At 62.8% G+C, this 26,637-nt stretch carries 22 protein-coding genes and 1 pseudogene; 18 read left to right on the plus strand and 5 right to left on the minus strand.

All coding sequences use genetic code 11. The annotated features are described in order from the left end of the window. The first annotated feature begins 4 nt into the window (after positions 1 to 4). The 9 genes from LJ656_RS33350 (at position 5) to LJ656_RS33390 (ending at position 8,627) form a co-directional block, all read left to right on the plus strand. Positions 5 to 874: a MaoC/PaaZ C-terminal domain-containing protein gene (locus tag LJ656_RS33350; protein WP_230513707.1), complete on the plus strand. Its 870-nt coding sequence runs from the start codon at positions 5 to 7 to the stop codon at positions 872 to 874. A gap of 100 nt (positions 875 to 974) precedes the next feature. Then, positions 975 to 1,766 (plus strand): citryl-CoA lyase, encoded by a 792-nt coding sequence (locus tag LJ656_RS33355; protein ID WP_230513708.1) that lies wholly within the window; start codon positions 975 to 977, stop codon positions 1,764 to 1,766. A gap of 177 nt (positions 1,767 to 1,943) precedes the next feature. Beyond that, positions 1,944 to 2,786, plus strand: coding sequence for an HTD2 family dehydratase (locus LJ656_RS33360; protein WP_230513709.1), 843 nt, complete (start codon positions 1,944 to 1,946; stop codon positions 2,784 to 2,786). Positions 2,787 to 2,804: 18 nt separating this feature from the next. Further along, positions 2,805 to 3,968, plus strand: coding sequence for an acyl-CoA dehydrogenase family protein (locus LJ656_RS33365; protein WP_230513710.1), 1,164 nt, complete (start codon positions 2,805 to 2,807; stop codon positions 3,966 to 3,968). 13 nt (positions 3,969 to 3,981) lie between these two features. Further along, positions 3,982 to 5,160 carry a CaiB/BaiF CoA transferase family protein gene (locus LJ656_RS33370; RefSeq protein WP_230513711.1) on the plus strand — a complete coding sequence of 393 codons (1,179 nt, stop codon included), beginning with the start codon at positions 3,982 to 3,984 and terminating at the stop codon, positions 5,158 to 5,160. A 54-nt stretch (positions 5,161 to 5,214) separates the two neighbouring features. Further along, on the plus strand, positions 5,215 to 6,603 hold the full coding sequence (locus LJ656_RS33375) for an MmgE/PrpD family protein (protein ID WP_230513712.1): 1,389 nt from the start codon (positions 5,215 to 5,217) through the stop codon (positions 6,601 to 6,603). Continuing rightward, a complete protein-coding gene (locus LJ656_RS33380) occupies positions 6,600 to 7,412 on the plus strand; it encodes an HpcH/HpaI aldolase/citrate lyase family protein (RefSeq protein ID WP_230513713.1) in 813 nt (270 codons plus the stop codon). The genes LJ656_RS33375 and LJ656_RS33380 overlap by 4 nt, the downstream gene beginning before the upstream one ends. Positions 7,413 to 7,566: 154 nt before the next feature. Beyond that, on the plus strand, positions 7,567 to 8,001 hold the full coding sequence (locus LJ656_RS33385) for a hypothetical protein (RefSeq protein WP_329958923.1): 435 nt from the start codon (positions 7,567 to 7,569) through the stop codon (positions 7,999 to 8,001). Positions 8,002 to 8,135: 134 nt separating this feature from the next. After that, the gene (locus tag LJ656_RS33390) at positions 8,136 to 8,627 is read left to right on the plus strand and encodes a phasin family protein (protein WP_230513715.1); all 492 of its coding nucleotides are present in this window, start codon (positions 8,136 to 8,138) and stop codon (positions 8,625 to 8,627) included. 134 nt (positions 8,628 to 8,761) lie between these two features. Here LJ656_RS33390 and LJ656_RS33395 read toward each other — a convergent pair whose 3' ends face one another. Continuing rightward, positions 8,762 to 9,199 (minus strand): ester cyclase, encoded by a 438-nt coding sequence (locus LJ656_RS33395; RefSeq protein ID WP_230513716.1) that lies wholly within the window; start codon positions 9,197 to 9,199, stop codon positions 8,762 to 8,764. Positions 9,200 to 9,533: 334 nt separating this feature from the next. Here LJ656_RS33395 and LJ656_RS33400 point away from each other — a divergent pair, with 334 nt between their 5' ends. After that, entirely contained in the window at positions 9,534 to 10,781 is a 1,248-nt protein-coding gene (locus LJ656_RS33400) for a GNAT family N-acetyltransferase (RefSeq protein WP_230513717.1), read from the plus strand. A gap of 412 nt (positions 10,782 to 11,193) precedes the next feature. On the opposite strand, the gene LJ656_RS33405 is transcribed toward LJ656_RS33400, so the two are convergent. Then, positions 11,194 to 11,847, minus strand: a complete 654-nt coding sequence (locus tag LJ656_RS33405) for a dihydrofolate reductase family protein (protein ID WP_230513718.1) — start codon at positions 11,845 to 11,847, stop codon at positions 11,194 to 11,196. Between the two features lie 459 nt (positions 11,848 to 12,306). Between LJ656_RS33405 and LJ656_RS33410 the strand changes: the two genes are divergently transcribed. Beyond that, a complete protein-coding gene (locus tag LJ656_RS33410) occupies positions 12,307 to 12,816 on the plus strand; it encodes a DUF1269 domain-containing protein (protein WP_230513719.1) in 510 nt (169 codons plus the stop codon). A 31-nt stretch (positions 12,817 to 12,847) separates the two neighbouring features. On the opposite strand, the gene LJ656_RS33415 is transcribed toward LJ656_RS33410, so the two are convergent. Both LJ656_RS33415 and LJ656_RS33420 read right to left on the minus strand, forming a co-directional pair. Continuing rightward, positions 12,848 to 14,020: a monovalent cation:proton antiporter-2 (CPA2) family protein gene (locus tag LJ656_RS33415; RefSeq protein ID WP_230513728.1), complete on the minus strand. Its 1,173-nt coding sequence runs from the start codon at positions 14,018 to 14,020 to the stop codon at positions 12,848 to 12,850. A gap of 173 nt (positions 14,021 to 14,193) precedes the next feature. Continuing rightward, entirely contained in the window at positions 14,194 to 15,159 is a 966-nt protein-coding gene (locus LJ656_RS33420) for a LysR family transcriptional regulator (RefSeq protein WP_230513720.1), read from the minus strand. A gap of 132 nt (positions 15,160 to 15,291) precedes the next feature. Between LJ656_RS33420 and LJ656_RS33425 the strand changes: the two genes are divergently transcribed. From LJ656_RS33425 to LJ656_RS33455, 7 genes and pseudogenes are all read left to right on the plus strand, one after another. After that, positions 15,292 to 16,011, plus strand: coding sequence for an SDR family NAD(P)-dependent oxidoreductase (locus LJ656_RS33425; protein ID WP_230513721.1), 720 nt, complete (start codon positions 15,292 to 15,294; stop codon positions 16,009 to 16,011). Positions 16,012 to 16,273: 262 nt separating this feature from the next. Beyond that, the gene (locus tag LJ656_RS33430; RefSeq protein ID WP_230513729.1) at positions 16,274 to 17,680 is read left to right on the plus strand and encodes an MFS transporter; all 1,407 of its coding nucleotides are present in this window, start codon (positions 16,274 to 16,276) and stop codon (positions 17,678 to 17,680) included. Positions 17,681 to 17,750: 70 nt separating this feature from the next. Continuing rightward, positions 17,751 to 18,662, plus strand: coding sequence for a LysR family transcriptional regulator (locus LJ656_RS33435; RefSeq protein ID WP_230513722.1), 912 nt, complete (start codon positions 17,751 to 17,753; stop codon positions 18,660 to 18,662). 262 nt (positions 18,663 to 18,924) lie between these two features. Next, complete coding sequence (gene amaB / locus LJ656_RS33440; RefSeq protein WP_230513723.1) at positions 18,925 to 20,424, plus strand: L-piperidine-6-carboxylate dehydrogenase; 1,500 nt, start codon at positions 18,925 to 18,927, stop codon at positions 20,422 to 20,424. 202 nt (positions 20,425 to 20,626) lie between these two features. Continuing rightward, positions 20,627 to 21,799 (plus strand): NAD(P)/FAD-dependent oxidoreductase, encoded by a 1,173-nt coding sequence (locus LJ656_RS33445; RefSeq protein ID WP_230513724.1) that lies wholly within the window; start codon positions 20,627 to 20,629, stop codon positions 21,797 to 21,799. Between the two features lie 25 nt (positions 21,800 to 21,824). Beyond that, a pseudogene (locus tag LJ656_RS33450) lies at positions 21,825 to 22,036 on the plus strand (hypothetical protein); the annotation flags it as partial. A gap of 417 nt (positions 22,037 to 22,453) precedes the next feature. Further along, positions 22,454 to 23,557 carry a YjgN family protein gene (locus LJ656_RS33455; protein WP_230513725.1) on the plus strand — a complete coding sequence of 368 codons (1,104 nt, stop codon included), beginning with the start codon at positions 22,454 to 22,456 and terminating at the stop codon, positions 23,555 to 23,557. Positions 23,558 to 23,967: 410 nt separating this feature from the next. On the opposite strand, the gene rpoD is transcribed toward LJ656_RS33455, so the two are convergent. Then, positions 23,968 to 25,965, minus strand: a complete 1,998-nt coding sequence (rpoD, locus tag LJ656_RS33460) for an RNA polymerase sigma factor RpoD (protein WP_230513726.1) — start codon at positions 25,963 to 25,965, stop codon at positions 23,968 to 23,970. Positions 25,966 to 26,637 lie beyond the last annotated feature (672 nt).

A 26,637-nucleotide genomic window follows, 5' to 3' on the forward strand; every position in this document is an offset into this window, starting at 1 on the left:
CGCCATGACTATCGACTATCACACGCTGCGCAACTGGCCGTTCAACGAAATCGAACAGACCTATACGCAGCGCGACGCGATTCTTTATAGCCTCGGCCTCGGCTACGGCAACGATCCGCTCGATCCCGACGATCTGCCGTTCGTCTACGAGAAAGCGCTGCGTGTGCCGCCGACGTTCGCGACCGTGCTCGGTTATCCGGGCTTCTGGGCCAAACATCCGGGCACCGGAATCGACTGGGTGAAGCTGCTGCATGGCGAGCAGAGGCTGCGGATTCATCGGCCATTGCCGGTCGCGGCGACCGTGGTTGGACGCTCGCGCGTGACGCGTGTCGTCGACAAGGGAGCCGGCAAGGGTGCGCTGGTGCTGATCGAGCGCACGGTCACCGACAAAACGAGCGGCGAGCTGCTGGCAACGATCGAGCAACTGAACTTCTGCCGTGGCGACGGCGGTTTCAGCGCGAACGGTCAGCCGTCCGATGCGGCGCCGGCCGCACCGCCGCCACTTCCGGAACGCGCGCCCGACGCGATTTGCGATCTGCCGACGCGCCCGGAAACCGCGTTGATCTACCGCCTGTCCGGCGACGACAACCCGCTGCACGCCGACCCCGCGGTTGCGCGCGCGGCGGGTTTCGAGCGGCCGATCCTGCATGGTCTCGCGACCTGGGGCGTGGCCGGTCACGCGGTGCTGAAGACCGCCTGCGCGGGCCAACCCGAGAAGCTTGCATCGCTGTATGCGCGCTTCAGCGCACCGGTCTATCCGGGCGAGACGATTCGCACCGAACTCTGGCACGACGACGGTGCGGTGCAGTTTCGCTCACGGGTGCTGGAGCGGGATGTCGTCGTGCTTAACAACGGCCGCGCGGAATTGCAGTGAATACTCTGCGCGAAGTATCGGCGCGACGTATCGGCGGAACAGAAAGTCCCAGTACCCGACGCAGTGCTAACGAACAGAACCCCTCGGAGGAATCACCATCATGTCCAGAACACCGAAGCCGCTGGTCCACTCGAACATCGCTTACAGCACGCCCGAGCGGATCGTCGTGCGCGGCAAGGATCTGCCGAACGAAATCCTCGGCCATATGAATCTCGGCGACTTCGCGTTCTTCCAACTGACCGGCCGCGAAGCGACCCGCGAGCAGTCCGCGATGTTCAACGCGATCCTGATCACGCTGGTCGAGCATGGCGTGACGCCGAGCGCGCTGGCCGCGCGGATGACGTATGCCGGCGCGCCCGAGTCGTTGCAGGCCGCGGTCGCTGCGGGGCTGTGCGGGCTCGGCTCGGTGTTCGTCGGCAGCATGGAGACCGCGTGCAAGATGCTGTCGGAGGCGCTGCCTTATACGGCGGCCGACGTCAGCGACGCCGAACTCGAACGGATCGCGCGCGACACCGTCGCCGCCTACCGCGAGCGCCGCGCGATCGTGCCGGGCCTCGGCCATCCGCTGCACAAGCCGATCGATCCGCGCACCCCGCGTCTCTTTCAACTGGCTAACGAGAACGGCATGGCCGGCCGCTACGTGAAGCTGATGAAACTGATCGGCGCGGAAGCCGAATGCGCATCGGGCAAGACGCTGCCGATCAACGCGACCGGCGCGATCGGCGCGATCTGCTGCGAGTTCGGCTTCCCGTGGCGCATCGTGCGCGGCTTCGGCGTGATGGCGCGCGCGATCGGTCTGGTCGGTCATATCATGGAAGAAGGCGAAAAGCCGATGGCGATCGAAATCTGGCAACGGATCGAAGACGAGGCGTCCGCGCATCTGCGCGGCTAGGGGCGAGCCGAACGCATCGAGCGTATCAAGTACATCACGCGTATCAAGTGCACAGCAACGCCCACAGCCTTAAGCAAAACCAAATGCCCGCTTCGGAAATCGAAACTTCGTCAGGCGCCGTGCGTCGTTCATAGTAAGGCCCCAGCAGAATCAACATCCGTTCCTGGAGACATTGCCATGTCAGCATCCTCAGAAAAACTCGACGACTGGCTCGACAAGCAGGCGGTGGCCGAAGACGACATCACCGCGTTTCCGCTGGAGGCGCTGGCCGCCACGCTCGACCGCGGGGAAAGCGGCGATACGGTGCCGCCGTTGTGGCACTGGCTGTATTTCCTGCCGGTCGCGCCGCTTGCCGAAGTGGGCCCCGACGGTCATCCGAAGCGCGGCGGTTTCCTGCCGCCGGTGCCGCTGCCGCGCCGTATGTGGGCCGGCGGCCGGCTCACGTTTCATGCGCCGCTGAAAGTCGGCGAGCAGGCCAAACGCACGTCGACGATCGCCAGTATCGAAGACAAGACCGGCCGCTCGGGCCGCCTCGTGTTCGTCACCGTTCAGCACACCTATGAAGCGAACGGCGAACTGAAGCTCGAGGAAGAACACGACATCGTCTATCGCGACGCGCCGCAGGAAGGCGCGCGGCCGCAGCAGCCGGCGCTCGCACCGGAAGGCGAAACCTGGAGCCGCACGATTCACGCCGACGAAGTGATGCTGTTCCGCTACTCGGCGCTGACCTTCAACGGCCACCGCATCCATTACGACTACCCGTACGTCACGCAGGTGGAAGGCTATCCGGGCCTCGTCGTGCACGGTCCGCTGATCGCGACGCTGCTCGTCGATCTGCTGCGCCGCGAACTGCCGCAAGCCACGCTGCAAAGTTTCGCGTTCCGCGCGCTGCGCCCGACCTTCGCGAACCAGCCGTTCACGGTGTGCGGCAAACCCTCCGCCGACGGCAAAACCATCGACCTGTGGGCCAAAGACCACGAAGGTTATCTGACCATGCGCGCGACCGCCGCGCTGGCCTGAATTCGACGAGACCCGACTATGCAAACCACGCAAAACGATTCGTTCCAGGACATTCGCGAGGCCGTGCGCGATCTGTGCCTCCAGTTTTCAGGGGAGTACTTTCGCAAGATCGACGAAGAACGCGGTTATCCGGAGGCGTTCGTCGACGCGCTGACCAAGGCGGGGTGGCTTGCCGCGTTGATTCCGCAGGAGTTCGGCGGCTCGGGGCTCGGGCTGACCGAAGCGTCGGTGATCATGGAAGAGATCAATCGCGCCGGCGGCAATTCGGGTGCGTGCCACGGTCAGATGTACAACATGGGCACACTGCTGCGGCACGGCTCGGAAGAACAGAAGCGCAAGTACTTGCCAAAGATCGCCTGCGGCGACCTGCGTCTGCAATCGATGGGCGTGACCGAGCCGACCACCGGCACCGATACGACGAAGATCAAGACTACCGCCGAGCGCCGTGGCGACCGTTACGTGATCAACGGGCAGAAAGTGTGGATCTCGCGCGTCCAGCATTCGGACCTGATGATCCTGCTCGCGCGCACTACGCCGCTGGCGGACGTGAAGAAGAAGTCGGAAGGGATGTCGATTTTTATCGTCGATCTGCGCGAAGCGCTCGGTCATGGGCTGACCGTGCAGCCGATTTTGAACATGGTCAATCACGAGACCAACGAACTGTTCTTCGATAACCTCGAAATTCCGGCCGAGAACCTGATCGGTGAAGAAGGCCAGGGCTTCAAATACATTCTCGATGGACTGAACGCGGAGCGCACGCTGATCGCCGCCGAGTGTATCGGCGACGGCTACTGGTTCGTCGACAAAGTCACCGAATACGCGAAAGAACGCGTCGTGTTCGGCCGCCCGATCGGTCAGAACCAGGGCGTGCAGTTTCCGATCGCGCGCTCGTTCATCAACGTCGAGGCGGCCAGCCTGATGCGTTTCGAAGCGGCGCGTCGTTTCGATGCGCATCAGCCGTGCGGCGCGCAGGCGAATATGGCGAAGCTGCTGGCGGCGGATGCGTCGTGGGAAGCGGCCAATGCGTGTCTGCAATTTCACGGCGGCTTCGGCTTTGCGTGCGAATACGACGTCGAGCGTAAATTCCGCGAAACACGCCTGTACCAGGTCGCGCCGATTTCGACCAACCTGATTCTGTCGTACGTAGCCGAGCATATCCTCGGGCTGCCGCGTTCGTTCTAACCTGGCGCACATCATGAGACCACTCGAAGGCATCAAGGTCGTCACGCTCGAACACGCGATCGCCGCGCCGTTCTGCACGCGGCAACTGGCCGATCTCGGCGCCCGCGTGATCAAGATCGAACGGCCCGGCGTCGGCGATTTCGCGCGCGGCTATGACGAGCGCGTGCATGGACTGTCGTCGCATTTCGTCTGGACCAATCGCTCGAAAGAGAGCTTGTCGCTCGATCTGAAGCAGCCGGCGGCCGCGGAGATTCTCGATGCGCTGGTCGCCGACGCCGACGTGCTCGTGCAGAACCTCGCACCGGGCGCGGCCGAACGGCTCGGCCTCGGCTATGACGCGCTGAGCAAGAAGTATCCGAAGCTGATCGTCTGCGATATCTCCGGTTATGGCGCGGACGGCCCGTATCGCGACAAGAAAGCGTACGACCTGCTGATTCAGAGCGAATCCGGTTTTCTGTCGATCACCGGTTCGCCGGGCGCGCCCGCGAAGGCGGGTTGCTCGATCGCCGATATCGCGGCCGGCATGTACGCGTATTCGAACATTCTGAGCGCGCTGCTGCAGCGCGGCCGCACCGGGCGCGGCTGCCGGATCGACGTATCGATGCTCGAAAGCATGGTCGAGTGGATGGGCTATCCGCTCTACTACGCGATCGACGGTCAGTCGCCGCCCGCGCTCGCGGGCGCCGCCCACGCGACGATCTATCCGTACGGCCCATTCCCGGCCGGCGACGGCAAGGTCGTGATGCTCGGCCTGCAAAACGAGCGCGAATGGAAGCTCTTTTGCGAGCGCGTGCTCGAACAGCCGGACCTCGCGACCGACGAGCGCTTTGCGTCGAACTCGAAGCGCACCGCCGCGCGCGACGCGTTGCGCGAAGTGATCGTGGCGGCGTTTGCGAAGTTCATTGCCGCGCAGGTGATCGCGCGGCTCGACGAGGCGGGGATCGCCAATGCGCAGATGAACACGCTCGCCGACGTGTGGGCGCATCCGCAACTGAAGGCGCGCGAGCGCTGGCAGGAAGTCGGCACGGCGGCGGGCACGGTACCCGCGTTGCTGCCGCCAGGCATGCCCGCCGAGTTCGAGCCGCGGATGGACCCGGTGCCCGCGCTCGGTCAGCATACCGAAGCGATTCTGCGCGAACTCGGTTACGACGGCGCGCGGATCGACACGTTGCGCGCGGCCGGCACGATTTAAAAAAACCGCAGCCAATCCCTGATGCCACCCGGCGCGACAGCGCGCCCGACACTCATGAACGACCATCCCAGTCTCACGCTTGCCACTTTCGCCGCGCAACTCGACTTCGACAGCATTCCGACTGAGGTCGTCGAGCGTACCGTCAATCTGTACGTCGACTGGCTCGGCTCGGCGCTGGCCGGCAAAGGCGCGCGGCCGGTCGAGACGATCGCGCGGTTTGCGCGGCTGGCCGGCGCCGCGAACGGCAACGGCCCGAGCGAAGTCCTGATCGACCGCACCCGCACCACCCCGTATTTCGCCGCGATGATCAACGGCGCCGCGTCGCACTTTGCCGAGCAGGACGACGTGCACAACGGCTCGGTGTTCCATCCGGCCACCGTGGTGTTTCCGGTCGCGCTCGCGCTCGCGCAGGCGCGCCGCGCGTCGGGGCGCGAGTTCATCGCGGCCGCGGTGGCCGGCTACGAAGTCGGCATCCGCATCGGCGAATTTCTCGGCCGTTCGCACTACAAAGTCTTTCACACCACCGGCACGGTCGGCACCGTCGCGGCCGCGGCGACCGCCGGCCGCCTGCTCGGGCTGTCGCCCGCGCAGATGCTCGATGCGTTCGGCTCCGCCGGCACCCAGGCGAGCGGGCTGTGGGAATTCCTGCGCGCCGCCGCCGACTCGAAGCAACTGCACACCGCGATGGCCGCCGCGAACGGTCTGATGGCCGCGCAACTCGCCGCCGACGGCTTCAAGGGCGCGACGCATATTCTCGAAGGCGCGCAGGGGATGGCCGCGGGCATGTCGAGCGACGCCGATCCGGCGCGCCTCACCGACCGCCTCGGCAGCCGCTGGGCGACCGCGGAGACCTCGTTCAAATATCACGCCGCTTGCCGTCACACCCATCCGGCCGCCGATGCGTTGCTGTCGGTCGTGCAGACGCATCGACTTGCGCCACGCGAGATCGCGAAAGTCGTCGCGCACGTCCATCAAGGCGCGATCGACGTGCTTGGCCCGGTCGTCACGCCGCGCACCGTGCATCAGGCGAAGTTCAACATGGGCACCGTGCTCGGCCTCGTCGCACATCACGGTTACGCGGGCGTCACCGAATTCGAGCAGGGCTTCGACGCCAGCGAGATCGCGGCCTTCCGCGACAAGGTCACGATGGCGCTCGACGCCGAAGTCGATGGCGCGTATCCGGCGCGCTGGATCGGCAAGGTCACGGTGACGACCAACGATGGCCGCGTGTTCGCCGGCCGCGTCGACGAACCGAAGGGCGATCCGGGCAACACGCTGTCGCGCGACGAGATCGCGACGAAGCTGCATCGGCTGGCCGCGTTCTCCGGCGCGGCAAGCGAAGCGGAGGCTGCGCAATTGCTCGGGACTGCCTGGCAAGTCGCCGGCCAGCCGCAACTCGGTTCGGTGTTCGGGGCGAGCGCGAAAGCGGCGGTGGCGGCATGAGCGGCGCGCTGCCCCGTTCGTATCTGTTCGTGCCGGGCAACCGGCCCGAGCGCTTCGACAAGGCGTTCGCGGCCGGCGCGGATGCGGTGATTCTCGACCTGGAAGACGCGGTGCAGCCGGAGCAGAAGCTGGCGGCGCGCGCGGCGGTATTGAGCGACGTGGTCGTCAATGTGGGCCGCGCGGCGTGGGTGCGGATCAACGGTTCGGATACCGGATGGTTTCGCGACGACGTCGCCACACTGGCCGGCCAGACCGGCGTGGCCGGCATCGTGCTGCCGAAAGCCGAGTCGCGCGAGCAGATCGATGCGCTGCTCGCGAACGCGCATCCGGCGTTGAGCGTGCTGCCGATCGTCGAGACCGCGCGCGGCATCGCGAATCTCGCTGAGCTATGCGCGGCGCCGCGGGTGCAGCGGATCGTGTTCGGCACGCTCGATTTTCAGGTCGATCTCGGCATCGACGGCGACGACGAGGAGCTGCATTTCTTCCGCTCGCAGATCGTGCTGGCGTCGCGGCTGGCCGGGATCGGCGCGCCGGTGGATGGCGTATCGACCACGATCACCGATACCGACGCGGTCGAAGGCGATGCGCGGCGCGGCCGGCGCTTCGGCTTCGGCGGCAAGCTGTGCATTCATCCGCAGCAGATCGACGCGGTGCATCGCGCTTACGCGTGGAGCGACGCGGAGATCGAATGGGCGCAACGGGTGTTTGCGGCGGTCGACGCGAGCCACGGCGCCGCGGTGGCGGTCGACGGCAAGATGGTCGATATGCCGGTGATTTTGAAGGCGCGGAGGATTTTGGACGGGAGGTAGGGTGGCGCAGAGAAGGCACGCCGGTTGCTGACCGTTCGCGTACCTACAACTCGCAAGAGAATTCAACCGGGTCAGCACCGTGGTGTCGAAAGCAACTGGCTTCAATCCGTTCCGGACCTTCGAAGACGTCGTAATCCGGCTGTACGACGGCGGAGTGTTGTCGCCCGCGATTCTCGAGCGGGTAATCGGCGCATTCGCGCAGGCGAGCCCCGACTGGCGCGCGAAGCCCCAGGTCCGTTCCGTCGACGGCCGCACCGTGCATGAGATCGTCGCGCTGACCATGCTGCCGGGACAAACGGGCCGCTCAGCAGCGGAGTCTTTCGGAAATGTGATCGAGCATTTGCGGGGCGTCGGCTCTTCCGCATCTCGCGACGATGCGAATGCGGAATTTGCGCAGCCGAACAAACGCTCACGGCGGAAATCCGAGCCGGCCGCTGACGAAGCGGAGCCGGATGAACTACTAGCCCAACTCGCGGGCAGTGAGTCGTCGGGCAGGGGCCGCCGCGCGCGTTCCGCGAATCGAACAGCGACGCCGTCCGGCTACAACCCGTTTGTGAATGCAAGGCCACCGCGGGCGAACAAACCTTGACGCTCACGGCGTCTTCCCGATGCGTATTCATTGTTTAGTTCTCCGTTTTCAGGCACGTCGCGTGCATCGGCACCGGTGGAAAGATCGAATCATCGATACCACGGCGCCGCGCGCCACACCGTCACGGAGGCTTTATGTATAGCGAGACCCTGCACCCGAAAACCATTGATACCGCGTTCGAATGCGCGGCCACGCTGCTTGGCGGCTTGGAAGAAATGGCCGAACTCAACCTGCAGTCGGTCAACACGTCGTTGGCCGAGCAGCACGTGCTGGCGCAGGCGGCGGTAGACGCAAAGTCCATCGATCAGCTATGCGAACTTCAATTCCGGCAACTGCCGGCCGCAGTGAGCAAGAGCTTTTCGTACTGGCAGCATGTCGGCGATATCACGGTGCGCGCGCAGTGCGGACTGTTCTCGGTGGTACAAGAACTTTTCGAGGCTTCTTTCAGGCAGTTCGCCGACGCGGCAGCTATCGTGGCAGGTGTGCCCGCAACGGCGCAACCCGGCGCCAGCGCACAGCTTGTGATCGTCGATGAACCGGAGGTGGACGCCGTGGGGCCTGTCGCGATTCTCGACAGTTCCGGCAAGCTGGTTTCGTTCGACGCCGCGCGCGCTGCATTGCACTGAGCCGCAGCGAGCCTACGCACGTTCGCGCGATAAATGGAGTCGAGGGGAAATAGTGGCATTTGCGGTACCCGCGCCACTTCCCTAATGGCAGCGTTTGCGCGCGAATTCGCGTTATAGCGGTATTCGCCGCATGGTCAGTCGGTGGAATTGCTGGACGGCAGATCCGGGGGGGTGTCGAGGTGCGTCGATAACTGACGCTCGATAGCGGCCTTATCGATGATCGACCAGACTTGCCGGATCCTGTTGCCGCCGAATTCATAGAACACGTTCTCGCAAAACGCGACGCGCTTGCCATGCACCGGAAGCCCAAGAAATAAACCGGCCGGCGTGCAGTCGAAGTGCAGGCGGCTCGCGATACGGGGCGGCTCGCAAACGAGCAGCTGGATTTCGAAGCGTAGGTCCGGTATGGCGCGGAAATCTCGTTCGAGCATCTCGCGATAGCCGGACAAACCGATCCGTTGGCCGTTGTATTCGACGTCGTCGCCGACGAATTCGCCGAGCCTTGCCCAGTCCTGCCGGTTCAGGCAGTCGATGTAGCCGCGGTACAGATCCGCCAGATTCGTATCGTTCATTGCAAGCACCCTTTGTCTCCGATGGATAAGTTCATTGTGAACGAGCTGGTGCTCACTGTCCCAACAAACGTTCGACGAGTCCGACCACCCATGGGGTGTAATTGCTCGTCATCACATTGGTCGGCGTACCGGGCGCGGACTTCCCCTCGTGACGTCATTGCGACCCGAACCGCGGTGGACTAAATAAAGACGGGTGACCGTAATTCGCCATGCTGAAAAAATTACTGGTCGCTCGGTAAGGTTTTGATCTTTTTTTTTTGATGGTGCGCAGTAAATATCGTGCCGAATGTGCGCCAACCCCCGGAAGCGCGAATAGTGCCCGGATATTTTGTCGATGCCAAAACCGATGCGGCTTGCCCGCATCTCTTTGAAATGCTTTCCGCGAGCCGACAGAATGAAAACAAATTTCTTACTTGATGGATTTTTCTATTCTTCGGGGAAAAAGATAGAGGCAATGTCGTCAATCGGGATCACTTCGCAATTTGAGGTAATCACCGATTCCGAGAACTTTCTGTCGCTCGAACAAGACTGGGAGATGCTCTGGAATGCCGCCAATGCCAAGCCGTTTCTGCAATTCCACTATTGTCTTCATACGCTGCGCGAGGTCGCGCTTCCCGCGGGTGGGAGCTTGCATTGCATTATCGGCAGGAAAGAGGGGCGCTTGATTTTCGTGTGGCCATTGGTCCGATACCGGGAATACTTATGGACGGCATTGCGGCCGCTCGCACCGGATCCGTCGGAGCCCGCTGATTTGCTGCTGGCGGATGGAGAGGACCCGGAAGCGACGATTACCGCGGCTTGGCGCGTGTTGCTTGCCTCATGCGGCAGCGATGTCATCAGCTTGCCGATGGTGCGCACGGACTCCGTTCTGTACCGGCTCGGGTGGCGAGAGAAATGCGTATCGCATGGGGCGCGACGCATGATCAAGGTGGCGCCTTTATCGCGCTACGAATCGTGGGCGCAATATCGAGGTGAATTGGCGCCGGCGTTTCGCAAGGAGCAGGATTATCATCAGCGCCGCCTGTCGCGAGCGGGAAAAGTTGAAATCGCCATTGCAACGTTGGCCGAGGCCGATAGCGCCGCTTACGTTCGGACAATGTTCGACTGGAAAAGCCAGTGGGCGATCCGGATGGGAGTAGAAGGGGATTTCTTCAAAGAGCCCTATCAGAACTTCGTTCGAAAAATATTGGCGGATCCCGCGCTCGAGCCGGTACTTAAATTATTTGTTCTGTCCTTGGATGGAAAAGCAATCGCGATGAATCTCGTGGCGATTTCCGCGGCGACGGTGATAGGCATGCAGGCTGCGTTCGATCCCGCCTATGCGAAGCTTTCGCCGGGGTCCTTGCTCATTGAACACGTGATGAAATGGGCGTTCGACAATGGACGGGATGTCGACCTCGGGCCGGGTGAGGGCAAATACAAGTCTGTCTGGTCGGGCGATTCCGGTTATGTCTGTATGGATTTGCGGATTGCGGTCAGTGTTTGGGGGCGGGCAGTTCTTCGTGCGCGCGCGTTTCGAGGGCAGTGGGCACGGCTTCTCGTTCGTATGGGCGCGGCGCAAAGTTGGGTGGCGGAACGGTGAATAAATAGAGATCACCTTATATGAGCCGCTCAGCCCTGGAAGCCTTGTTTGCTCTTGATATTGGATACTGGGTCGATAGCGATGGCAATCGGAAACCGGGCAATGACATGGGAGCAGCTCCGCCCCATGTTCTTCTGCATAGCTATCGCTATCGTGCCTCGAATCGTCCGACGAGCCGGTTCCCCGTCGATGTCCAACTGGCGTTTGGAGATCCTGATCCGGAAGATACGGAGGAAGATCGCCTTAAATCCCCAGCGTTAATGAACGTTATCCTGACTCGCGTCTACTCCAACTCGCTACGGAAATAGCGCTAAAACGCCTTTTTTCGCAGCTCGCAGTCGAGTACCAAAAGCGCAGCAGTAAATCGTCTGCTTCGGCATGCGAATGCGGGGGCGGACATTCGGGAAAGCTCCTAGCGTCCTTGACGCCTCAGCACAACATGCGTCGCCTTCTCCGACGCAACAGATTCAACGCATTCGTATCCGAGAGCCCGTAAATCAAGCCCTTCCCAGAGCGATTCTCCGCGGCCAAGCAGGACCGGCGATATGGCAATGTGCAGTTCATCGATGAGACCCTCACGAAGATACTGCCGGATCGTTTCCGGCCCGCCGCCGATCCGCACGTCCTTTCCGCCGGCGGCCTTGCGTGCACGGTCGAGCGCCTCGCGAATCCCTCCTGTTACGAAATGGAACGTCGTGCCGCCCTCCATTTCGATGTCAGGGCGAGCATGATGGGTCAAGACGAACACTGGAACGTGATATGGCGGATTGTCGCCCCACCAGCCTTTCCATTCGGTGTCCCCCCAGTCGCCACGAATGGGGCCAAACATGTTCCGCCCAAGAATCCAGGCGCCGACATTCTGAAAGCCACGGGCGGCGAAATCCTCGTCGACCCCTGTTGTACCGACGTCGTTGCCGAACAAGGCCCGCTGGAACGTGCGCGTCGGAACCAGCCACTGATGCAGTTCCGTCCCGCCGACACCGAGCGGGTTGTCGATGTCCTGATTCGGACCAGCTCCGTAGCCGTCGAGCGAGATGGTGAAGCCGTTAACGCGAACTCGTGTCATCGTTTGCCTCCGGTTAGACGCCTGGTGGTCTGTGATCAATGGACGCCGGCGTTCGGATGATGCGTTGGTAGAGACAGCAGGTGTCGCGCGGTAGCCGATGTTTGTCGCGGCGGGTGTTGTGCGGGCTGTCTCCTGAGCACGGTTAATGTATCGAATACCGATGAAGACCGTAAACCGCTATCAACGTCCGGTTTGAAAAAAAGCAGCTATCACGCTCCATGGCCGCGCGCGGCGGACTTTAAGCGCTCGCCCCGAAGGAGTTAGCAGCCCGTTGAAAACAGTCGCGGCTAACAGTCTCCTTTCGGATGTGTCTATTGGCTGACATCCAGGTGGGCAATCCGCAAAAAACTGCCGAAACCCCCGGTCTTAATCAGGTTGACATCGTCCGCTCGACCGGCGCAGGCGTACGATGAACGGCATCATCCCGTGGCGGGACCGCATGATCGAAGGAGGGCGGAGATGAGACGTCTTTATTTCCTCGTACCTGAGACGACGACGGCAAGGGCGATCGTGGACGACTTGCTGCGAGCTCGGGTCACGTGGCGACATATCCATGTTCTTGCGAACCACAGCGTCGCGCTCGAACAGTTACCCGAAGCCTCCTTGCTGCAAAGCAGCGACGTCGTGCACTCGCTCGAGCGCGGCGTGGCGCTCGGCGGCGCGACAGGAGCGCTTGTCGGCCTCGTGGCGCTGGTCTTTCCTCCCGCGCAGCTCGCGATTGCGGGGGGCGCTGTCGTCGCGTTGACGGTGGCGGGTGCGGGCTTCGGAGCCTGGACGGCCGCGATGATCGGCGTCGACGAACCGAATGCACGGCTCGAGCGATTTCGTGACGCGATAACGGCAGGGCAGATCCTGATCATGGCCGATGTGCCCGGGTCGCGAGAAGAGGAGATCGAGGAGATGGTCGCCGTTCATTTTCCGCGGGCCGCTGTCGAGGGGGCGGAGGCTACAACGCCGATTTTTCCTTGACACGCATTTGAGCGGCTTCGCTAACGGCCATCTATCCCGGCTCACGACTGACAGATGACAGCGAGAATCGGCGGTGCACGACCAACAGCAAAGGCGTGGCGACCATGGAGAGCGCAACGACCAGGGTAACGAGTGATGACTGGCGTCGATCGATGACACCCGCTGCCAGTGACGCCGCCATCACCACGAAAGCGAATTCACCGCCCTGCGACAGCAAAATGGCAAAGTATGAGCGTTGCGAAGCCGGCACGCCGAATCTGTTGGCGAGAAGCCACTGGGCGATCGTTTTGATGCTCACGAGTGCCACGACAAGGACCGCGACACGAACGGGTTCGCGCAGTAAAACGCCGAAATCGATCGACGTGCCCACCGCAATGAAAAACAGCCCGAGCAGGAGGCCCTTGAAAGGCGCCATATCGATTTCTATCTGATGCCGGTAATCCGAATCCGCGAGGAGTACTCCCGCGACGAAGGCCCCGAGGGACATCGACAGATGGACAGTCTGCATGAGTAATGCAATGCCTACTATCCACAGCAGTGCGAATGCCGTGAATATTTCGGGGACCTCAATGCTGGTAATCACCCGCAGCACGAATTGCAGCAGATAGCGGCCAGCGAGGACCACGGCAAGAAGCATGGCAAGCGCCTGCAACGCGACAAGCCAACCCGGATCTGCCGTGGAGACGGCGACCTTGGGCGCGAGCAACGGCAGCAGCGCAATCAGCGGTATGGCCGCCATGTCCTGGAACAGCAGAATGCCGAATGCCGCCCGGCCCGTCGGCATATTCATTAACCCACGCTGTTGCAGCTCTGACATCACCATTGCGGTGGACGATAGCGAGAGCGCGAGTCCGCCCGTCAATGCAATGCGCCACGGCAATCCCAGCACCACGAAAATTGCAAACAGCGCTGCGGCGCAAACGGTCATCTGCATGGTGCCGTAGCCGAAAATAGTGCGGCGCATTGCCCACAGCGCATCGACTCTCATTTCGAGTCCGATCACGAACATCATCAGCACGATGCCCAACTCCGAGAAGTGCAGGATGGCGTCGACGTCGGTCACGAGCTTCAGAACCCACGGGCCGATCATGATGCCGGCGACCAGATATCCCAGAACCGCGCCAAAGCCGAGGCGCACGGACAGGGGTACGGCAATTAGCGCTGAGGCGAGAAAGATGACGACGTCGATGAGCAACTTTGTCATATGTGCCCCTAAATCGATGCGGGTATCGTTGCGCCGATTCGCTGCGGCTGCGCTCATCCGCAATGCCTCGGCGAGGAAGACAGTGAGCACGGCCCCGATGGGACTTCGCATGGCGGGCCAACCTGCAACGGTCTCGCAGGTCGGCTTCCTGATCGAAGCTTTCAGCCTATGCGTTATCGAGCGGACTGTGTATCGGACTTTGGTCCGATCGGGTCCCGTGGATAAGCAGCGACGCATACATCGACAATCTCGGCGCGCAGCCAGCGATGCGCCTGGTCGTGATCGAGGCGCGGATGCCATATCGCCGACACATTGAAACGGGGCGTCGACACGGGCAGTTCGAACCACTGCAAGCCATTTACGGCAGCGTGATCCGGTACGAACGGATTACCCACGCACGATCGCGGGATGACAGCGAGCAAGTCGGAGCGGCGAGCCACCTGCATTGCGCTGGTGAATGACGGGACGACCATAGGTACTCGGCGCTCCTTGCCACACTTCGCCAAGGCCAGATCGACCGGGTTCGATTCTTCTCCGGGACGCGCAGTCAGTATGTGACCGAATTCGATCCAGCTTTCGACTGACACACCGCTGTTGCTCAAAAGCGGGTGGTCGACGCGGCATGCGCCCACGTAGCGATCGCGAAAAAGCAGACGCGTGCGCATCTCTGGAGCGGAAGTCCTGACCGTGCCGATCTCGAGGTCGATTGTGCCGTCCCGCAGCGGCTGCGCATCCCAGTCCGGCTTGGGCATGAAACGCAGTTGCACGCCGGGCGCGGCGCGACTGATCCGCTCGATCAGAGCGGCGCCGACCAGATCGATGAATCCTTCGCCCGCTCGCACCGCGAAGCTGTGTTCCAGAGCAGCGACATCGAACCGGTACTCCGGCGGCTTCAGCAAAGCCTGCGCTTCCAGGGTCAAAGGGCCAAGGCGTTGGCGTAATTGTTCGCCATAGGGCGTGAGGACGAGCGAGCGGCCTGCCTGCAGCAGTAGCCTGTCGCCGGTGGCCGCGCGCAGGCGCGCGAGCGTGCGGCTCATTGCGGAAACGCTGAGATTCAGACGCTGCGCCGCCGCTGTGACGCTTCGCTCGCTCAACAGCGCGTCCAGGGCCGTAAGAAGGTTGAGATCGACGCGTGACATTGACCCAGCATACCGGATCGCGGAACACGCATGGCGTTCCATGCAATCGTGGTTTGCGATTCGCGCGTCTGGTGCAAAGCGGGCACGGGTTTCAGAATGAAGCCATCACTTCGACCGGCCAGGAGAAAACTCATGTCCCAAGCAACCCTGCCTGCTCGCGCTCCCACGATCCTGATCATCGGCGCTTCGCGCGGTCTCGGCTACGCGATGGCCGCGCAGTTCGTGACGAAAGGGTGGAACGTTGTCGGCACCGTCCGCGCCGGCAGCCACTCTCCTTTGCTGCACGCTTTGGCCGACGCGAATCCGCGCACAGTCGTGATCGAAACGGTGGACATTACCCGTCCCGACGAGATCGATACTCTGCGAGCTCGGTTGTCGAACCAGCGGTACGACATTTTGTTCGTCAACGCTGGCACGACCAACCCTGATCCGACGCAGACCATCGGCGAAGTTTCGACCGGGGACTTCGTCGACCTGATGATCACCAACGCGCTCGGTCCGATGCGGGTGGTCGAGCGCCTGTCCGACCTGGTGCCTGCCGATGGTCTGATCGGAGTGATGTCATCCGGGCAAGGCAGCATCGCCGACAACGAGTCCGGGCAGCGCGAACTGTATCGCGGCACCAAGGCGGCACTGAACCAGTTCATGCGCAGCTTCGCGGCGCGCCAGGCCAACACGCGACGCGCGATGCTGCTGATGGCGCCTGGATGGGTACGTACGGAGCTGGGCGGACCCGCAGGGCGACTGTCAATTGAAGAGAGCGTGCCGGGGATCGTCGAGGTGCTGATCGCCAAGCAGGGACGTCCCGGCCTCGAGTTCCTCGACTACCGCGGCAGAACCGTCCGGTGGTGAACGTCGGCGGAGCATTGCCTCATTAACCAAACCGAAACCCCAACTTCCAAAAAAACCAATTCCCACTCAGGTCCACGTGACGCACTCTGATTGCCAACCGACCGGCAGGATGGAACGGGAGTGGGATGGGCTAAGCCGTGCACAGCGCGCCCAGACCCGGGCCGCGCGCAAAGCACCAGAGCCCCAAGCCGCAAAGCATGAAGAACAGAAAGCAAAGAAAGGACAGGAGACAACCGTGTCGACAGCAACGGCAGCCACAGCAATAACCGCAACCAGCCCGACCAAAACCCCCAGAACAGTCAACTCCGGCGCCCGCCTGGACCGCCTCCCGATCACCCGCTTCCACTGGAACATCCTCGGCCTGATCGGCGCGGGCGCTTTCCTCGACGCATTCGACATCTACCTCGCCAACGGCGTGCTCGCCGCGATGGTCAAAAGCGGCTTCACCGACCTGCGCCTCGGCTCGTTCTTCATCTCCGCGACCTTCATGGGCATGATGATCGGCGCGGGCCTGTCTGGTTATCTCGGCGACCGCTTCGGCCGTCGCTATTCGTATCAGGCCAATCTCGCGATCTTCGGTATCGCGTCGCTGGTCGCGAGCTTCGCGCCGAACATCTACTGGCTGATCCTGCTGCGCTTCATCATGGGTGTCGGCCTCGGCGCCGAACTCGTCGTCGCCGCCGGCACGCTGTGCGAATTCGTGCCGCCCGCCACGCGCGGCCGCTGGACCGCGCTGCTCGCGCTGATCATCAACTCCGGTCTGCTCGGCGCAACGGCGATCGGCTACTGGGTGATCCCGCATCTCGGCTGGCGCTACATGTTCGCGATCGCCGGCATCGGCGCACTCGTCGTGTGGTTTTTGCGTCACCGGATGCCGGAATCGCCGCGTTGGCTCGAAACCGTCGGCCGGCTCGAAGAGGCCGAAGCGACCGTCTCGGCGATCGAACGACAAGTCGAAGCGCGCGTCGGCAAACTGCCGCCGGTCGCCCGCGTGGTCAGCCACGAAGTGCCGGCCGCGCCGTTCTCCGCGCTGTTCGCGCGCGGGATGATCGGCCGCACGCTGGTCGCCGCGCTGACCTGCATGGCGATCAACATGTCGCTGTATGGCTTCGTCGCGTGGTTGCCGACCTTCTTCGTCAAGGAAGGTCTGACGATCGTGCAGTCGCTCGGCTTCGTGCTGCTGATGTCGTCCGGCGCACCGGCCGGCGCGGTGGTCGGCTATCTGATCACGGACCGCATCGGGCGACGCAACGGCATCGTGCTGTTCTCGCTCGCCACCATCGTGCTCGGCTTCATCTACGTGCAGATGCGCGAGCCGGTATCGATTGCGGTCGTCGGTTTCGCGCTGGTCACTGCCATCTACACGGTCTGCACGCTCGGTCTGTTCGGCTATATCCCCGAGCTGTTCCCGACCGCGCATCGCTTGCGCGGCACCGGTGTGGCCGGCACCTGCGGGCGCGCGGCATCGATGTCGACGCCGTACGTCGCGTTGCTGCTCTATACGCAGTTCGGCGTGACGGGTGTGCTGACGATGGTCGGCGGCGTGCTGCTGTTGCTGAGCATCGCGATCCTCGCGTTGCGCATCGAAACCAGTCAACAGACGCTGGAGGAAATTTCCCCCGACTCCGACATGCAGCCGCAAGCGGAACTGGTCCAGAAGTCGGCCTGATTCGTCCGATCCACGTAGGGCGGTTAAGATGAAAGTTTGCTCCGCACAGGCTTCGCGAACAGCTTTCATCATGCACTTCGATTTCGTCGATCTCCGTTTGCTCCTTCATATCGCCGACACCTGCAATCTCGCGCGTGCGGCGGAGCGCTCGCACTTGTCCGCGCCCGCCGCCAGCAATCGCGTGAAGAACCTCGAAGAGCAGCTCGGTTTCAAGCTGCTCTACCGCAACAGTCAGGGCGTGACGCTGACGCCCGCCGGCGAGGCGTTCGTGCATCACGCGCGGCTCGTGCTCGAACGCGTCGAGCATCTGGCCGGCGATATGCAGGAGTACGGCGAAGGCATCAAAGGCCATGTGCGCATCTGGGCCAACACCACCGCGATCAGCGAATTCATGCCGGCGGTGCTGAGCCGTTTTCTGCGTGATCACCCGGACGTCAACATCGATCTGCGCGAGGTGCTGAGCGGCGAGATCGTCAAGGGCGTCGCTGACAGCGCGACCGATATCGGCATCGTCGCGGGCAACGTGCATGCGGAGCATCTGGAAATGCTGCCGTATCGCGACGACCGGCTGGTGCTGGTCACGTCGCTCGATCACCCGTTCGCGCGGCTCGCATCGGTCGATTTCTCGCAACTGCTCGACGCGAACTTCGTCAGTCTGCCGACCTCGAGCGCGATCCACGCATTCATCATCAGTGCCGCCGACGGCCTCGGCGCGCGTCTGAAACTGCGCATCCAGGTCGGCAACTTCGAGGCCGCGTGCCGGATGATCGAGGCGGGCGTCGGGATCGGCATCGTGCCGCAATCGGTCGCGTTGCGGCATCGGCGCACGATGCAGATCGCGCTCGTCGGTCTGAACGATCCGTGGGCCGAGCGCAAGCTGAAGATCTGCGTGCGCAGTCTGAAGGATTTGCCGCCGTTCGCGCGGGTGCTGGTCGACCGGTTGATGACGGCCGCGGAAGGGGATGGTCTGGCGCAGGCGTGAAGGAATGGAGGGGCGCGTGTAGAACCGGTGCGGCTTCAGCACTTCACCACGGACCGCGACGGTCTGAAACGGTCCGCGGCGGATCGCCGGGCGCGGGCCGCCGCTTACCTTCCTGGATTTTCTTCAAGTTTCCTTCTGGAAACTTCTCTGCCCCTGTCAAGCCGCGTTTTACCCCCCATCGAACCTTCTTGTCGCCATAAAAACCCGCGTGTATAGTTTCCGAACTTACTCTTGTTTCGCATCGGAAATTAAAGGGGTTCAAATGGACGCGTCCACCATCCTCGCCGATCTCGGCATCGCCCAAGCCGCGCAAGCCGGCGATCTCGCGGTTCATTCGCCGGTCAACGGCGAGCTCATCGGCCGTGTGGCCAGCAATACGGTGGCCGAGGTCGATGCGGCGCTGACCCAGGCGAAGGCGGCGTTCGCCACGTGGCGCAACGTGCCGGCGCCGCGTCGCGGCGAGCTGGTGCGGCTGCTCGGCAACCGCCTGCGCGAACAGAAGCACGCGCTCGGCAGCCTCGTATCGCTGGAGACCGGCAAGATCCTGCAGGAGGGGATGGGCGAGGTGCAGGAAATGATCGACATCTGCGATTTCGCGGTCGGTCTGTCGCGTCAGCTCTATGGTCTGACGATCGCGTCCGAGCGCCCCGGTCATCGGATGGCCGAGAGCTGGCATCCGATGGGCACCTGCGTGGTGATCTCGGCGTTCAACTTCCCGGTCGCGGTGTGGTCGTGGAATGCGGCGCTCGCGCTGGTGTGCGGCAACGCGGTGATCTGGAAGCCGTCGGAAAAGACTCCGCTGTCCGCGCTCGCAGTGAACAGGATTCTGGCCGATGCCTTGAAGGAATTCGGCGATGCGCCGGCCGGTCTCACCGCGCTGATCAACGGCGGCCGCGAGGTCGGCGAAAAGCTGGTCGCCGATCCGCGCGCGTCGATCGTCAGCGCGACCGGCAGCACCGAAATGGGCCGCAAGGTCGGCGTCGAAGTGGCGAAGCGTTTCGGCCGCTCGCTGCTCGAACTCGGCGGCAACAACGCGGGCATCGTCACGCAAAGCGCGGATCACGAACTCGCGCTGCGCGGCATTCTGTTCTCGGCGGTCGGCACGGCCGGGCAGCGTTGCACGTCGCTGCGTCGTCTGTTCGTGCACGACAGCGTGTACGACAAAACCGTCGAGCGTCTGAAGCAGCTGTATAGCCGCGTGCCGATCGGCAACCCGCTCGAAAAGGGCACGCTGATGGGGCCGCTGATCGACCGTCAATCGTTCGACCGGATGCAGGAAGCGTTGCAGCAGGCGAAGGCCGAGGGCGGCAAGGTGTTCGGCGGCGAGCGCGTCGAGGTGAAGGGGCATGAAGGCGGCTACTACGTGCGGCCGGCGATCGTCGAAATGCCGTCGCAAACCGCGGTTGTCCTGAAGGAAACCTTCGCGCCGATTTTGTACGTGCTGCGCTATGCCGAGTTCGCCGACGCGGTCGATGCGAATAACGCCGCGCATCATGGTTTGTCGTCCTGCGTATTTACGACCGACCTGCGCGAAGCGGAGCGCTTCCTGTCCGCGTCGGGCAGCGACTGCGGGATCGCCAACGTCAATATCGGCCCGAGCGGCGCGGAGATCGGCGGCGCGTTCGGCGGCGAGAAGGAAACCGGCGGCGGCCGCGAATCGGGCTCGGATGCGTGGAAGGCGTATATGCGTCGCGCGACCAATACGGTCAACTACTCGTCGGCGCTGCCGCTCGCGCAGGGGATCGACTTCAACCTCGACTGAGCATTGCCGGCGTAGAGCAGGGGTTAGGCGGGGTTGAGCGGCGGCGCGCGGCATTGAAGCGGATCTCGATGCGTCGTGCGCGCCGTCGCCCGACGTTCGCGTTGACCGTAATGCGCGCGCCCGCAGTCGCGCGCGTTCATCAAGCAAGCCGTTTGCGCCGTCCGGCGTTGCCGGAGCGGCCACGTTACTCGTGGAGCAACACGTGAGTTCGAAAGTCGTGATCGTCGGCGGTGGGGTGATCGGCAGTTCGATTGCGTATTTCTTGCGGCTGTCGGACCCGACGGTCGGTGTCACGGTGATCGAGCGCGATCCGACTTATGCGCGCTCGTCGTCGGCGTTGTCGGCGGCGTCGATCCGGCAGCAGTTCTCGACGCCGCTGTCGATCCGGATGTCGTTGTTCGGCATCGAGTTTCTACGCTCGCTCGGCGCGCGGCTCGAAGTGGACGGCACGCAGCCTTCGATCGATCTGCACGAGGGCGGCTATCTGTTTCTCGCGACGCCCGCGGGCGAAGCGACGCTGCGCGAGAACCACGCGCTGCAACGCAGTCTTGGCGCGGACATCAGCCTGCTCGACCGGGCCGGCCTGCAAACGCGCTTCCCCTGGCTCAATACCGATGACCTCGTCGCTGGCGCATACGGCGAAACCGGCGAAGGCTGGTTCGACGGCTACGGCCTCGTGCAGGCGCTGCGCAAAAAAGCGCAGGCGCTCGGCGCGCGCTATGTCGCCGCCGACGTGACCGCGCTGCATCGCGACGGCCGCCGCGTGACCCACGTGCAGACCGCGGACGGCGAGGCCTATGCGTGCGACGTGGTCGTCAACGCGGCGGGCGCGTGGTCGCGCAAGCTCGCGCAGATGCTCGGCATCGACCTTCCGGTCTATGCGCGGCGCCGCAGCATCTTCAACGTGAAGTCGCCGGCCAGGCTCGAACGCTGTCCGCTGCTGATCGACCCGAGCGGCGTGTACTTCCGGCCCGAGGGCAATGCGTATATCTGCGGCACGTCGCCGTCGGCGGATAACGACCCCGACGATCTGCCGCTCGACGAAGTCGACCACACGCTATTCGACGACGTGATCTGGCCGACGCTCGCGAACCGGGTGCCGCAATTCGAGGCGCTGCGTGTACAGAACTGCTGGTCCGGTTACTACGAATACAACGTGCTCGATCAGAACGCGATCATCGGGCATCACCCGGATGTCGATAACTGCATCTTCGCGAACGGTTTCAGCGGACACGGTTTGCAGCAGGGACCGGCCACCGGACGCGGTATTAGCGAACTGGTTCTGCACGGCCGTTATACGACGCTCGATCTGAGTTCGTTGAGCTTCGCGCGCGTGCTGGAGAACCGGCCGATCGTCGAAAAGAACGTGGTGTAGCGGGGCTTCAAAGCTTTCCGCATGGTTTGACGGCAAAACCCAGCCAAAGCTGCGCGTGCTGCTCGCGTGGGACAGCGGCGGCGACCTCGATCTGCACGTCGTCGTCGCGCCCGGCGTCGCTCTCGGCGTCGATGTAACCACCGCCGGCTACGGGCCGGAGATCTATTCGTCCGCGGCGCCGCTCAAGGGCGCCCATCTGTATTCGTCAACTATTACGGCAGCGGCAGCGGCGGCAGCGGGCGAGTTGACGCTCGTGATGCCCTGAAAAATCCGCTCACGTCAATACATCGATACTTCTAATTATTGATGCCGCTTAAATATCGCGGCTATTATCCTCAAATTATGCGTCGTGGATAAATTCGCTTTCTGCTTATATCTCGTAATGCAAATTGTGATTTATATGCGCAAATGCCGTTTATAAAGATTGGAAAGCATGTAATTATCGTGCTCGCCGTCCGGCTGCCGTTTGCCCGCAGTTCCGTATTCGTAAAAGGCGGACCGGCAAGGTTTGCAAGAATCCTTGCCGCACGAGCCGGCGTTCGCACGGGGAAGCACCAATAGCCCGCCGCTTTGGGCCGCGCATGGCGCGCGCCCCGAAGCATATGTATTCACGGGCATAAAAAGACGTTAAATGATGAGGAAGAGGGCACGCAAATGAATTCACTCGAGCCAAAACGGCCGCTGCTGATCTACGACGGCACGCTCGGCGAACTCTACGGCATCTTTTTTAAGAACCTGTTGCTGGTGATTCTGACGCTCGGCATTTACCGCTTCTGGGCGACCACCCATAACCGTCGCTATATCTGGTCGCATATGCGTTTTCAGGACGAGCGCTTCGAATACACCGGCACCGGCGGCGAGTTGTTCAAAGGTTTTCTGCTCGCGGCGGCGGTCGTAGTCGGCGCGGTAGTCGGCGCTGTGGCGCTGAGCGCCGCGGTGCGCATGCTGACGAGGAGCGTGCTGCTCGGCGCGTTGCCGGTCATCGCGCTGTATGCGCTGATCTTCGTGCTGGCGGCGGGCGGGTTTTACAGCGCGCAGCGCTATCGGCTCAGCCGCACCCAATGGGGCGGGATTTGCGGCGGCATGACCGGTTCCGCGCTCGGCTACGGCGTGCGCACGCTGCTGTACGGGCTGCTGTGCATCGTGACGCTCGGCCAGCTGACGCCGTGGATGTCGATGCGTCTCGCGGAGCGCCGCATCAACGCGAGCAGCTTCGGCAATCTGCCGTTTCATTTCCAGGGGCGGGCGCGGGCGGTGTACGGGGTGTTCGCGGCTACCTTCGCCGGTTCGGTGGTGCTGCTCGTCGTGTTGTTCACGATGTTTCTGAAGAGCGCGCTCGCATCGATGCATGACGGTCATCTGCCCACGCCGGACACCGCGCAGTCGGTGGCAACGCTGGCGCCGCTGTTCCTGTTTTATGCGCTGTTTTTTATCGGCGTGATGTTGATCCGCAGTTTCTATGTCACCGCGTGGGTACGCCATGTGATGGGCAATACCACGCTCGGCTCGCAACTGTGCTTCGGCAGCCGGATCAGCGTCGGGCGTCTGCTCGCGCTGCAATTCGGCAATCTGGCGATCGTCGTGTTCACGCTCGGTTTCGGCGCGCCGATCGTGCGGCATCGGACGCTGCGCTTTGCTGCGGATACGTTGCAGGTGTGCGGTTCGGTCGAGCCGCATATGCTGCATCAAAATACCCAGGCGGCGCCGCTCACGGGCGAGGGGATGTTGAACCTGCTCGATCACGGCGGTGCGTTCTGACGATGACGTCGCGCCTGTGCTGCCGCGTGGCGCGTGCTGCTCCGACGGGCGCAGCGCTGCAGCGGGCGGCGGTTCGCGCGATGAGCGGCAAGTCTTGAAGCGGGTAGCGACCTGCCGGGAGCTCGCCCGGGAAATCCAATCCGCTCAATCAGTTAGCGCAGTCATGCGCAGCTTGTCCACAAGCTTGTGCCCAAAATCTGTGGACAACAGTGGAGCTCCGACAGGTATCGGGAGCGAGTCGCGCAGTCGAACGAAGCCGCGCGATGCGGCAGTTCCGCATGGGTTCTATCTTGGGTGCCTGAAAGGAAAAACAGCGGGATTCGCCGTCGTCCGGCGTATCCCGCTGCTTGCAAGAAAAGAGGTTTGACGCGGCTTGCCGTGCAACGCGCACGGCAAGCGCATGGAGAAGCTTAACGATCGAGGAACGACTTCAGACGGTCCGCGCGGCTCGGGTGCATCAGCTTGCGCATTGCCTTGCTCTCGATCTGACGGATCCGCTCACGCGTCACGTCGAACTGCTTGCCGACCTCTTCCAGCGTGTGGTCCGATTTCGTGTTGATGCCGTAACGCATGCGCAGCACCTTCGCTTCGCGCGGCGACAGCGAGTCGAGTGCGTCGTCGATGGCGGCGCGCAGGTCGGCCTGCATCGCGGCGTCCGCCGGCGACGACACGCCGGCGTCTTCGATCATGTCGCCGAGGGTCGCATCGCCGTCGTCGCCGACCGGCGTTTCCAGCGAGACCGGCTGCTTGGCGATCTTCAGAATGCCGCGCACCTTCTCTTCCGACAGCTCCATGCGTTCCGCGAGCACGGCCGGATGCGCTTCCTGACCGGTCTGCTGGAGGATTTCGCGCGAGATGCGGTTCAGCTTGTTGATCGTCTCGATCATGTGCACCGGCACGCGAATCGTGCGCGCCTGGTCGGCCAACGAACGCGTGACGGCCTGACGGACCCACCACGTCGCGTACGTCGAGAACTTCCAGCCGCGACGGTATTCGAACTTGTCCACCGCCTTCATCAGACCGATGTTGCCTTCCTGGATCAGGTCGAGGAACAGCATGCCGCGGTTCACATACTTCTTCGCGATCGAGATCACCAGACGCAGATTCGCCTCGATCATCTCGCTCTTGGCCTTGCGCATCTTGGATTCGGCCGCGACCATCTGGCGGTTGACCTCTTTCAGATGCTTGAGCGGCAGCGACACGGTCGCTTCGATGTCGATCAGCTTCTGCTGCTCGGACTGGATCGCCGGCAGATGACGCTCGAGCGCGGGGCCGTAGCTCGAGGCGCCCAGGCGGGCGGCGCGCTCGGTCCAGCCGAGGTCGGTTTCGGTGCCGGCGAAGGTCTCGATGAACTTCTCGCGCGGCATGCCGGCCTTCGAGACGACGATCTGCAGAATGTTGCGCTCGATCGCGCGCACTTGCGCGACCTGTTGCTGAACGTCGCCGCACAGACGATCGATCGTGCGAGCGGTGAAGCGGATCTTCGCGAGGTGTTGCTGGATGTCTTCGCGAGCCTGGCGGTAGGCCTTCGAGCTGACGTCGCCGCGCGTGTGCGCTGCGTTCATCTCGTCGTACAGGATGCCGACCTGCGCGAAGATTTCGAGGCAGTCGCTGGTGAGCTGCTTCAGACGCGCTTCGTCCGCCGCCGACGAATCGGCCGGGCCGGAATCGTCGTCGTCTTCTTCGTCGTCGTCCGAGTCCACGTCCGCGGCTTCGTCGCTGTCCGAATCGGCGCTGGCTTCCTCTTCCGCGGCGACCGTCTCTTCGTTCAGACCGTCGACCAGTTCGTCGATGCGCAGCTCGCCATCGGCGACCTGCTGCGCGCTCGCGAGAATCGCGGAGATCGCGAGCGGGCACGCGGCGATCGCCTGCACCATTTCGTGCAGGCCGTCTTCGATGCGCTTCGCAATCGCGATTTCACCGGCGCGCGTCAGCAGCTCGGTCGCGCCCATTTCGCGCATGTACATACGCACCGGGTCGGTCGTGCGGCCGAATTCCGAGTCGACCGTCGACAACGCGACTTCGGTTTCTTCGTCCGCCTGATCGTCCGACACCACCGCGGGCGAGTTCGAATTCAGAAGCAGGGTTTCCGCGTCGGGAGCCTGTTCGTAGACCTGCACGCCCATGTCGCTGAACGCGCTGACGATGCTGTCGATCGCGGCGGTCGCCGTGAAGTTGTCGGGCAGGTGGTCGTTGATCTGCGCGTGAGTCAGGTAGCCTTGCTCTTTACCCAGCTGGATCAGCGCGCGCATCAGACGCTGACGTTCTTCGGCTTGCTGCGGGGGCAGATCGGCTGCCGAGGGGATCGCTTTGTTGGCGCCCTTGCCCTTGGCCGCGCGGCCGGACGGGAGCTTGGCGGTAAACGCGGCGGCTTCGTGTTGCGAATCTTCGCGATCAAAAGGGTTCACGTAATTTCCTCTAGAGGCTTCGCTATGAGACGCAAGACGCTACCGTCAGGCGTTTCGAGCAGGGCTCAGCATCACCTGATGTGACTCAACGCGGTTGTTGGGCTGTGCTCTGGGGAGCTAAAAAGATGAGCCCGCTGGAAGCGGGCCGATGGACATGCGAAATTTTGCGCGGCTCGCATTATAGCCGACCTTGGGGGTTAACGCTCACCGGTGCACATCAATTCATCATCTCTATTGTTGTGGGCATGCCGGATGCCTGCGCGGGCTACACCCTATATAGAGGTGCACTGTACGCCCACAAGGGCGCGGTGTGTTCGAACCCTCCATCTATATATAGGGGAGGCATCCCTGCTGCGGTCCCCGAAAAGAAATTTGCAGAAGGGGCTTGACGGAGTGTGTTTGGATCTCCATAATCTCGCTTCTTCGCTGATGACGCAGCGACGCAAAACGAAGCAGCGCCGGGTAGTTGAAGTAATGGCGCAGCGCGTTGAGCGAATCGATCTTTAAAAACTAACAGCCGATAAGTGTGGGCACTTGATGCGGAATGCAGCGGTGGTTCTTCGGAGCCACCGGATAGCAAAAGTATCAAAAGCCTCACACAGTATTAGAGGAAGGTTTGTCTGTCGAAAGACGGATTAATCATCGTCAGTACGTTGAGTGAGCGACCGGTTT

It is taken from the genome of Paraburkholderia sejongensis (genome assembly GCF_020880815.1).
GTDB classification, from domain to species: Bacteria; Pseudomonadota; Gammaproteobacteria; order Burkholderiales; family Burkholderiaceae; genus Paraburkholderia; species Paraburkholderia sejongensis.